Here is an 11,057-nt window from a genome sequence, read left to right on the forward strand (position 1 = left end):
CAAAATACCCTAGAATCTTATTATACTTTAGGAAGTTCATTTAACTTACACATATTCCTAAATTGCCAATAACTAGGCTCTAAATAATAAGAATAAGGAGTATAATAAAAGATAATTAAGCCTATACTTCCAAGAAAGACTAAAAACTTTGAAACGCTTTTTGTAGATTTAAAGATGATTTTATAAATAAATTTTAATATAAGATAAGAAAGAATAGTAGAAATTATAATAAGAAGTAATATATATGTCATGGGTTATCTCCTTAGATTCTCTATTTTATTAAAATTAAGATGTAATTTTGTGGTTTAGTGTTAGCAGTATAACTTTTTCTTTATCATTAAAATAATAGAGCTTGTTTTTTCATATATTTTTATCCTTTTATAGGTTTTGCATTTGATTTTTATTCTAGCTGTAAAATAATTTTTATTTAATTTTACTCATAACAAATAAATTGATATTTAAAAATTTAGTATATTTATTCTATATGTGTTAAATTTTTTATCAATACGGATATATTATTATCCACTTTAAGATTATTGGTTTCTAAATTGAAAATTGCATAGCTTAATACTCCTAATATAATCAATGCTGGCACAACGATAATAAGTTTTTTAAAATACAATCTTATAAATTTTTGCCAAATATTTTCTTTCAAACCAGTTTTATATGCTTTATTAAAAGCTAACTCTTCTTCTATCTTATAAACCGGTTTTAAAGATGTGGCAATATTATTGCAAAAATGAATTATTTTTTCATCTCTATCCTTAGTCTCATTATATTTTCCTTTATAACCAAGAATCAAACAAGCATAGATAAATTCCAAAAAATCTTTAAACTTAAAAGGGTTATTAATCCAAGATGATGCAATATCATAAAAATTATTTCCACCTAAAGTTTCATCAAATAACCTTACAGTTAGAGTATTGTGAGCCCAAAAATTAATAAAAAGTTCATTTTTCATTAAGCTTTCATCTATAAAGACACAAAGACAATATTTGAATTTAATAATTTCTTTTTCATCATATTCTTTACATATACTTAATTTAGCGGTTATATCTAAAATTTTATTAATCAATGTTTCTCTAAGTTGATTAATACTACTTGTATCCATAGAGCTTATTTTTGAAAGTCTATAAGAAAGCAAAAGCAACTCCAAAGAATAATCAATAATTTTATTGTTTTTTAAACCATCAAAATCTGAATCAAGAAGTAAGCTTAATGCCTTTTTTTCTTCATTTATTTCTTTCATTGAAATACCGCCCACATTATAATATCAGGGTTTTTTATATTGTTGGTCAAGTACATACTAATGATACTTTCATTTTTAAAATCTTTAAACAGTTGATCTCTTTTATCTAATTTATAATAAACATAACCATTTAAATAAGGAATGCTAGATGGAACATTAGGTACTTGATCTACATTTAAGCCCTCAAGCTGAGTTGCGACTATATTTTTAATTTTACTTTGAGTATGTATCTTGCTTTGAATTTTAAAATTATTAAGTAGATATTCTGTAGTAACATCTGCACGAATTGCGAAATAAATTTCACTTTCTTCTAAAATTCCCGAATTATCAAAAATAAAATCATAAAAACCGTTGCCGTTAATACTAGTCTTAGCTATAAAATATTTAGGGCTTGTGATTTTAGAAAATAACAATCTTAGATTATTCATCATATTTAAAAAAGTATTATAAAGATTATCGTGTTTATAAGGAATAAAATCTAAAAAAGATTCTTCGTTGCTAAAAGCTGCAAGCTCTCCTTGAAATTCTAAAAATTTTTCGTATAAAAATTCAGGATGTATTTTATCTTTTTTTGATAGATGTGAAAATATTAAATACCATTTTTTTAAAAGATTAAGGGATAAAAAAGTGCTAAAATCCAATGTATTTTTTGTTTGATCGATTCCTTTAAAAACATTAGATAGAACTTTTTTATGTTGATTGATTGAAAAAATAATTTCTTCCAAAAAGGATCTTATGGTAGATATTTTGCTGATATTTAAGCAAGTGGGTATAAAATCACTTTCTAATTCAATTTTTTTATTGATATCAATATTTTTAATTTTTGCAATTGGTAATTCAAGTTCATCAGGAGTTGAATTACCTAAAATGCCAAGTTTTAATCTTAAACTAGCAAGAAGTAAATCTTTTTTCTCTTGTGTAAAAGTCAGATTTTCAAGTTCGTACTCATCTTCAATTTTGTCCATTACATTAGATTTTGAATCATCATAATTTCTTAAAGCAATACTATTTCTAAGACATATAAACTTTGAATTTGGAAAAGTATTTCTTAAAGATAAATCAGCAATATCAGTAACTCCGATAGGAATTTTTAATACCACAACTGAATCAATTAAAGATTCATAATTGATTTCAATAGGTTCAGGCAACAAATCTTGCTCAGGTGCATTAAAAATGCTTCCATCTTGTGCGATACCTGAAATTTTAGAAAGTGCAATTTTTCCTTGCAATAACATCTCTTGAGAAAATTCCAAGTCTATTATTCCATATAAATTACTATATATATTTATAGTTTTAAGATCTATATTTCTATTAAAAAATCTTTCTTGCTGCTCAAAATGGGTTTGTCCAATATTAAGTCCATCAAACCAAGCAACTTTTAATTTATTTGCCATATATTATTCCTATTTAATTCTTTTGATACCTTCTTTGGATATTTCAAATTTTAAATACTTATTCTTCCCAAACCCATTTGCATCTTCGGTCTTTGCCCATATTTTTGTTGTTTTTTTTGTATTATTTGCAAATAATACAAGAATGCCTACATAAGGAACCTCTTCTTCATCTACTTTAACCGCGATAATATTGTCTTTAGGTGCAATTTGCGTTTTAATAGAATCAAGTTTATCCTTGCCTAGTACCCCCTCTTCTCTAGTAGCCAAATCTATATCACTTGCTTCTTCAAATTTTTTAATATCCTTAAGTTGATATACAATAGCCGTAACAGGAACATCATCATGTCTATTATTAAGATTGGAATTCTCTACATTATTTATCTTAACACTAACAACACTTGAGCAAGCGCAAAAGAATAGTGGCAATAAAAAAAATAAACTTTTTTTACAAAACATGAAACTAAAGTATCCTTTCTATCTTAGAATATATAATTTATGATTAATTGAGTAAATTTTTTAAAAAATTAACATAATATTTTTTAAAATTTAATTATAATGAGGCAAATTTTTGGAGGAATTAAATGTATTTTTGTGATCAATTGAAAAATAATTTAGATGAACTACAAGAATTTCAGTTACTTGAAGATGAGATGTCAAAATATAAGACTTTAAACCATGAAAATATTTCTTGGGATAAAGTTTATCAATATTCTCAGTTTATATTATTAAATCATTCTTTAGATTTTAAAATTTGCAACTATTTTCTTTTATCGTGTTTTAATTTAAACAATGAAGAATGCTTTGAAAAGCTTTTGCTTCTTTTTCAACATTTAAAAAAACTTATAGATGAAAATAATGCTTATATATTAGCTCAAAAGCGAAAAATTCAAATTTTTATTCAAAATTTTATTCAAGAATACAATAAAACAAAAGTGCTTATATCATCTGAGATTGTTAATCAATTTATTACTTTATTTTCCGAATTTGAAAATTTGCTATCTTGCAATTTTGCAAAAATTGAAATTGCTCAAGTTGCACCACAACTTCCAAAATCTCCTGTAGCTCAAGTATCTGTAAACATTAGAAGCGATAATATTAACTCTTTAAACGAGAGAGAATATAAAAATTTTTATCAAAAACTTGCATTTGAGCTTTTGGAAGAGGATGAAAATAATCTCAATATCTACGCTTTATTCACCCAAGCAATGTGGGGGAAAATCAGGTGTTTGCCTGAATGTAATAATGAAAAAATTACTAAAATAAGAAAACCTGATGCAGATATAATTCGTATATTGCTTTCTGATAAAGAAAATGATATAGAACATATTAAATGTTTTATGCATGAACTTATTTTAAATCCTTTTTGGATAGAGGGTGTACAACTCTTTTGTGATTTTTTAGAAAAAAAGAAAAAAAATAAACAATTAGACATTCTTATAATATTAACAAGTGATTTTATTTCTAAATTTGATACTATTGAACTTCTCCGTTTTCAAAATGGTGATTTTATCTGCAAAGAAGAAGTTTATAAATATTTTGTTAAATCCAAAGAAAATAAAAAAAGTTTTTTTTCAAGTAAAAAAACTGACAAAGAACATACATTACAAGATTTTGAGCAAATGCTGATGAATATTGATAAAGAAAATTTTAATAATTCTATTATGAATAATATTAATTCCTTGCTAGATATGGTAAAAATTTTTGAATCAAAAGGAATGAAAAAGAACTCTAAAATTTTAAATATATACTTAGTAGAGTTAATGGAAAAAACTCTACTAAAAGATTATCTAGCCGAAGAATATGAAAACGCAAAAAATAAAATTAAATGATGCAAGATTAAATTTAGCAAATTTTAATATAATAATTAAGCTAAAATTTTTATTTTTAAGGATTTAAAATGTCAGATGGATCTCATGCTCCAAAGGAACGAATTAATATTACATATAAAGCTAAAACTAATGGACAAAATGAGGATGTGGAGCTGCCGTTAAAATTAATGGTAATGGCAAATTTAAAAGGAAAAAACGAAACCCCCTTAGAGGAAAGAGAAATTTTGCAAATTAACAAGATCAATTTTGATCAAGTTATGAGAAAACTCAATATAACAACGAGTTTTAGCGTAAAAAATACTCTTGGAACAGGAGCTGAAGAGCTTGATGTTAAGCTCAATATTGCTAGCATGAAGGATTTTTCTCCAGATAGCTTAGCTAAACAAATACCTGAGTTAAACAAATTATTGCAACTAAGAGAAGCTTTAATGGCTTTAAAAGGTCCTATGGGTAATATTCCTGATTTTAGAAAAGCTGTTTTAGAAGCGTTAAAAAATGAAAAAACTAAAGAAAAGTTACTTTTAGAAATTAAACAAGAAGAGCAAGGAAATTAAAATGGCAAATACCAAAGTAATTGATACGCCAATTATTGAACAAATTATGGAGAAAAGCAAATACTCTAAAACTGATGAAAGTTATAGTATTGCCAAAAGAGGTGTTGCTGAATTTATTTCAGAAATTGTAAAAAGTGATAATGCCGAAGAAAAAATCAATAAATTTGCACTTGATGAAATGATAGCCCATATTGACCATTTACTCTCAAAACAAATGGATGAAGTTTTACATAATGAAGAATTTCAAAAACTTGAATCTACTTGGCGTGGACTTAGATTTCTAGTTGAAAGAACTGATTTTAATGAAAATATAAAAATCGACCTATTTGATATAAGAAAAGAAGAAGCTTTAGAGGATTTTGAAAACAATCCAGATATAACACAAAGCGTTGTTTATAAAAATATATATTCTTCAGAATATGGACAATTTGGAGGAGAGCCTGTAGGAGCAATCATTGGAGATTATCAACTTGGATCAGCAAGTCCTGATATGACTTTTTTAAATAAAATGGCTAGTATTGCGGCTATGAGTCATTCTCCCTTTTTAACATCTTTTGGACCAAAATTTTTTGGGCTTGATGATTATTCTGAACTTGCAAATATTCAAGATTTGCAAGGTTTGCTAGAAGGTCCTCAATATACAAGGTGGAGAACTTTTAGAGAAAATGAAGACTCTAAATATACAGGCTTACTAGTGACAAGATTTTTAGCAAGAAGCCCTTATGATCCTGAAGAAAACCCTATTAAAAGCTTTAACTATAAAGAAAATGTTCATGCTTCGCATAATCATTTATTGTGGGCTAATTCTTCGTATACTTTTTGTACAAGATTGACAGAAAGCTTTGCTAAGTATAGATGGTGTGGAAATATTATAGGACCAAAAAGTGGAGGGACTGTTAAGGATCTGCCTACTTATCTTTATGAAAATTTTGGAACTATACAATCAAAAATACCTACAGAAGTTTTGATTACAGATAGGAGAGAGTATGAACTTGCAGAAGCAGGTTTTATAACTTTAACATTAAGAAGAGATAGTAATAATGCAGCATTTTTTTCAGCAAATTCTCCGTTAAAACCAAAATTATTTCAAAATACCCCAGAAGGTAAAGAAGCTGAAACAAATTACAGATTAGGAACTCAACTTCCATATATCTTTTTAATTTCAAGATTGGCGCACTATTTAAAGGTTTTACAACGAGAAGAAATAGGGAGCTGGAAAGAAAGAAGCGATATTGAAAATGGACTTAATGAATGGATTAGACAATATATTTCCGATCAAGAAAATCCACCTTCTGAAGTGAGAAGTCGTCGTCCATTTAGAGCAGCACAAGTGAAAGTTAGTGATATACCAGGAGAGCCAGGATGGTATAAAATAGGGCTAAGTGTCCGACCTCATTTTAAATATATGGGCGGTAATTTTGAACTTTCTTTAGTAGGAAAATTAGATAAAGAATAATAATGTCCTTGCTAGATAAACTGATCCATAATTTAGATGAGCAAAACATTCATATTCCATTCTATCAAAATGATTTTGAGGATGTAAAGAATAATATAAAAGTTTTGCTCAACTCTAAGATTAATGACTGTTATACCGCGAAAGATTTAGGGATGCCAAATATGACTGACATTAATCTTAGTTCTAGCGAATTATGCATATCAATGGCTAAGGAAATAAGAAAGTTAATTGATAGTTATGAAAAAAGAATACGAGTTGTTTCTATTACTTATGATAATAATTTAAGTCCTTGGCAACTTTCTTTTATTGTAAAATGTTTTTTTCAAGAGGATCGTTTTAAGGAATTTAGCATAGAAATTATTTTTAAAAATAATAGATATTGTGAGGTTAAATGAAAGATAATATCTTTTATTATCAAAAAGAGCTTGAATATCTATATGAAACTAGGGAACATTTTGTAAAAAATTATCCAAAACTAGCTCCATTTTTAGCTTACAATAGCAAAGATCCCGATGTAGAAAGAATTATTGAAAATTTAGCCATCCTAAGTTCTAAAATTCACCAAGAACTTGATGAAAATATCCCGCATATTGCAGAATCTTTAATCAATATAGTTTCTCCAAACTATACAAATCCCATACCCTCATTATGTATGCAAGAATTTAAACTTGAACAAAATAGCAAAGAAAATAAACTTACTATTCCAAAAGGAACCGTTGTTAAATCAAAACCTATAGATAAATGCATTTGTGAATTTAAAACTGTTTATGATGTCTATCTTTACCCTATTTCGATAAATGAGGTTTTTGCATCAAGTAAAAACCAAGACTATACTTTTAATTTAAAATTACAAATAGATAAAGCAGAAACAAAAATAAGTGATTTGGGCTTAGAAAAAATTAATTTATATTTAGGTAACGATACTTACATGTCTACTACTTTATTATTATATATACATTCTTATTTGAAAGAATTAAAAATTCAATGTTTGGAAACTGATGAAGAATTTTTTCTTAATACTTACAATATTGAAAAAATAGGATTAAATCCAGATGAAAGTAGTTTATCTTATAATGATTTAGGCTTTGAAGCTTTTTCTTTGTTAAGGGAATATTTTTTTATGCCCCATAAATTTAATTTTCTAAGAATTAATAACTTAGATATTTTAAATAATTGCCAAGGAAGAACAATTAATATTGAATTTAAATTCTCTAAACCATTTCCTGCAAATTGCATATTTAGAAAAGAATTGTTTTCTTTAAGTATGACGCCTATTATCAATATCTTTGCAAAAAGCGCAGAACCTCTTATAAATAATCATAAAAAAGATAGTTATCGAATTTTTGTTGATAGAAGCCAACCTAAAGCTTATGAGATTATACAAACATTGCAAGTTAAAGCACACAATAGCGAAGGGGGTAAAAGATTATTAAAAAACTATAAGAGTTTTGAACGTTTTGAATTTTTAAAAGATAATCAAAAAGACTTTTATAGCATAAATACTAAAAAGAATTCTAAAGGAGAAGTATTTAGCGAAATTTCCTTTTTCTCCTCTTATTTAATGGATGAAACTATAAGCATTGATCTTTTATGCTCCAATGGAGATCTGCCTTCAAGATTAAAAATAGGAGATATTAATAATTGTAATTTAAAAGGTGTTGATACTAAAAATATCGAAATTCCAAGTGAAGCGAGAAGATGCAGCGTTGATGGCAATTTATTGTGGAAACTTGTTTCTGTATTATCTTTTTCTTATCAAACCATATTAAGTAGAAAAGCTTTTTTTGGTGTATTAGAAAGCTATAGTTTTTTAGATAATCAGTTAAATTGGAAATCTTATGAACTTTTAAAAGAATCTATAGTTGATATTCAAAGCAAAAGCACTTATCTAATTGATGAAAATATTACAAAAAAAGGAACAGTGGCTATTTTTAGTATTAAGGATTCTAAGTTTTATACTTTAGGTGAAGTCTATTTACTAGGATTAGTTATATCCAAATTTTTAGCATCTTTTGCTAGCATTAATTCCTTTTGTGAATTAAAGATAAAATGTCTTGATTCAAAAGAAATTCTGCATTATCCTGCTTCTTTTGGAAAAAAAGCTTTAATATGAATGATCCAACTTCATATAGTTTTTTTAAACTTATAAGAAAGCTAGAAAAAAATTATGGGAAAAAAAATATATTTTTAAGAACCAATAAAAGTTTAAAGCATCCAAATAAAGATTTAGAAAAAATTATTTTTTCAGATCAATCATTTATAGAATTATTTGTAAATTTTATGGGCTTACATGGAGTTTCCTCACAACTTCCTTCATTTATGTTAGATAAATTATCCAGAAATGAAGATGGAGAACAAGGTTGGACTTTATTTTTTGATTTTTTTAATCACTATTTACTTTGGATATTTTTCGATGTTATTGGCTTAAAAAATTATCCAAGATCTTTTAATGATAATTTTAAAGACTCTATTTCTCAAATTTTATTTAATATATTAGGAATTAAAGAATACGATATTGCAAAAAAATATTTACCATTTGCACCTTTATTATTGAGCTTAAGACGTCCAAAAACATATATAGAAAGAGTTTTGCAAGTTAATTTTAAACTAAAAGACAAATTATCAATCATTGAAAATTTGCCTCACCAAATTTTAATCTCTGATACTCAAAGAAATAAACTGGGCGTAAAAAATCATGCCTTGGGGAGTAATTTCATACTAGGTGATAAATTTACCTCTTATCAAAATAAAATAGCAATTTATATAAAAGATATTTCATATCAAGAAGCGATTAAATTTATGCCCAATGGAACTAAACATGATGATTTAAAAAATAGCATAATGTTTTTAACAAATAATGAATTTTGTGTTGATTTATATCTTAAAATCAACTATTCTTCAGAAATGAAGTTTGTGTTAGGAGAAGAAAATACCGCCAAACTTGGCTGGGCAAAAATCTTAGGAAACACGCAAAAAAAATTCACCATAGTATATATGAAACTTTATGAATAAATATTCATAATCATAAAACACACTCAAATTTACCCCAACTATGCTACAATATTTACAAACAAATATAAATAAAAATTTAATCACACTTATAAGCTTTGTATTTGATAAATCTTATTACCACATTAAGGAGAAAAAATGGCCTCAAATTCCTTTATGAGTCTTAATATATCAAATTCTACTTCAAATCCCCTACCCTTTAAAATCACTAAAGCCATTATCAAAGAAAGTTTTGAAGAACTTTTTTCTATAGAATGTGAAGGTTTTTTTGAAAGTTTAGATGAAAGCTTATTTAATCTAAGTCAAGATTTTAATTTTCATCCTAATGTTTTAATCGATCAAGAAGCTATTTTAAGTATCCATAATCCTTATGAGAATAATACCTTAAACTTTGATAACAATGAAGTAAAAAACTATAAGGGAATTATCACTTATATAAAATATCTAGGCATTAATCATGAAAGTGCTTTAAATATTAATGATAGCGCTTCAAATACTAAGCAAATACAATACAAGCATTTTTTTTCTTTTAAGCTTCAATCAGTCTTGATAAGACTTTCTTTAAATAAAGCCAATCGTATTTATACTCATACTAATATTATAGAAGTGATTAAACAAACCCTTGGTTTTTATCAAGATATCTTACATAAAGAAATTGATTATTCTAATATACATTTTAATTATGAAGAACAAGAACTCATCTCTCAATACAATGAAAGTGATTTAGACTTTATTACAAGATTAAGCCATAATAATGGAATCTTTTTTTATGAAGATGAGAACACTATTTATTTTTGTGATGTATATAAAAATGTAAAAAATAAAGAAATTGAGTATAATCCTAATATTAATAATATTTTAAATCAAGCTTGTATTTCTTCTATTTATAAAGAGCAAAGCTTAAGAACTAATTCTTTTACGCATTCTAGTATTAATGCCAATACTCCTTTAAATCTTTTATCTTTACACTCTAGTAAAGTTCCTTATGAACAAGAACTTAATAACAAAGCTTATTATAATGAACATTTTTATGAGAGTGAATATTCTTTTACAAAAAGCATTGATTTAAAGACTAAGCCTTCTCTTAAAGAAAAAAGAGCCTTAGTATTAAATGAAAGCTTACTAGCAAAAAGTAATATTTATCATCTTAGCTTAGGAGATTTTATCACTTTAAATTATAAGGAGTTTAATCATCAAGAAGAAATAAAAAATCAAGATGAAGAAAAACAAGATAAAGCTTCTTTGTTTAAAGACTTTATTATTATTGCTAATACTCAAATCTTAATTGATGATGCCATCTTAGCTAATTCTATTAATACGAATGATCATTTAAATTTAAAAGATTTAAATTTAAGTAAATCTTATTCTAATACTTTAACTTTATTAAAAAAGAATATTATCTTTACTCCAAGTTTTAAAGCTAAACCTAAAGCTCCTAATAGCACTCAAGGTATTGTTATAGGAGAGAGTAAGGATATAGAAAGTGAGAGAAATACTATTTATACTGATGAGCATGGAAGGGTTAAGGTAAGGATTAATCTTTATGCCAATCAAGAAGAATTAGAT

The 11,057-nt window shown here is 26.1% G+C and carries 11 protein-coding genes; 7 read left to right on the plus strand and 4 right to left on the minus strand.

Features of this window, described 5'->3' with window-relative positions:
• Window positions 1-20: 20 nt before the first annotated feature.
• From AJN64_RS06085 to tssJ, 4 genes are all read right to left on the minus strand, one after another.
• Window positions 21-251 carry a hypothetical protein gene (locus AJN64_RS06085; protein ID WP_002881838.1) on the minus strand — a complete coding sequence of 77 codons (231 nt, stop codon included), beginning with the start codon at window positions 249-251 and terminating at the stop codon, window positions 21-23.
• Between the two features lie 224 nt (window positions 252-475).
• A complete protein-coding gene (gene icmH, locus AJN64_RS06090; protein WP_002881837.1) occupies window positions 476-1,249 on the minus strand; it encodes a type IVB secretion system protein IcmH/DotU in 774 nt (257 codons plus the stop codon).
• Window positions 1,246-2,643: a type VI secretion system baseplate subunit TssK gene (tssK, locus tag AJN64_RS06095; RefSeq protein WP_002779660.1), complete on the minus strand. Its 1,398-nt coding sequence runs from the start codon at window positions 2,641-2,643 to the stop codon at window positions 1,246-1,248. Before tssK ends, icmH begins: the two co-directional genes overlap by 4 nt.
• Before the next feature lie 9 nt (window positions 2,644-2,652).
• Complete coding sequence (gene tssJ, locus AJN64_RS06100) at window positions 2,653-3,099, minus strand: type VI secretion system lipoprotein TssJ (RefSeq protein WP_002779659.1); 447 nt, start codon at window positions 3,097-3,099, stop codon at window positions 2,653-2,655.
• Window positions 3,100-3,224: 125 nt separating this feature from the next.
• On the opposite strand from tssJ, the gene AJN64_RS06105 reads away from it, so the two are divergent.
• From AJN64_RS06105 to AJN64_RS06135, 7 genes are all read left to right on the plus strand, one after another.
• The gene (locus AJN64_RS06105) at window positions 3,225-4,472 is read left to right on the plus strand and encodes a type VI secretion system domain-containing protein (RefSeq protein WP_044779648.1); all 1,248 of its coding nucleotides are present in this window, start codon (window positions 3,225-3,227) and stop codon (window positions 4,470-4,472) included.
• 68 nt (window positions 4,473-4,540) lie between these two features.
• Window positions 4,541-5,026 (plus strand): type VI secretion system contractile sheath small subunit, encoded by a 486-nt coding sequence (gene tssB, locus AJN64_RS06110; protein ID WP_002881833.1) that lies wholly within the window; start codon window positions 4,541-4,543, stop codon window positions 5,024-5,026.
• Window position 5,027: 1 nt separating this feature from the next.
• Window positions 5,028-6,482, plus strand: a complete 1,455-nt coding sequence (tssC, locus tag AJN64_RS06115; RefSeq protein WP_002881832.1) for a type VI secretion system contractile sheath large subunit — start codon at window positions 5,028-5,030, stop codon at window positions 6,480-6,482.
• Between the two features lie 2 nt (window positions 6,483-6,484).
• Window positions 6,485-6,877 (plus strand): type VI secretion system baseplate subunit TssE, encoded by a 393-nt coding sequence (gene tssE, locus AJN64_RS06120; RefSeq protein WP_002881831.1) that lies wholly within the window; start codon window positions 6,485-6,487, stop codon window positions 6,875-6,877.
• A complete protein-coding gene (gene tssF / locus AJN64_RS06125) occupies window positions 6,874-8,595 on the plus strand; it encodes a type VI secretion system baseplate subunit TssF (protein WP_070292807.1) in 1,722 nt (573 codons plus the stop codon). The genes tssE and tssF overlap by 4 nt, the downstream gene beginning before the upstream one ends.
• A complete protein-coding gene (gene tssG / locus AJN64_RS06130) occupies window positions 8,592-9,494 on the plus strand; it encodes a type VI secretion system baseplate subunit TssG (protein WP_002881829.1) in 903 nt (300 codons plus the stop codon). Before tssF ends, tssG begins: the two co-directional genes overlap by 4 nt.
• Window positions 9,495-9,629: 135 nt before the next feature.
• The coding region (locus AJN64_RS06135) for a contractile injection system protein, VgrG/Pvc8 family (protein ID WP_261665709.1) at window positions 9,630-11,057 on the plus strand (1,428 nt) is incomplete at its 3' end.

Origin of the sequence: Campylobacter sp. BCW_4332, assembly GCF_001763175.1 — a bacterium.
In the GTDB taxonomy this organism is placed as follows: domain Bacteria; phylum Campylobacterota; class Campylobacteria; order Campylobacterales; family Campylobacteraceae; genus Campylobacter_D; species Campylobacter_D jejuni.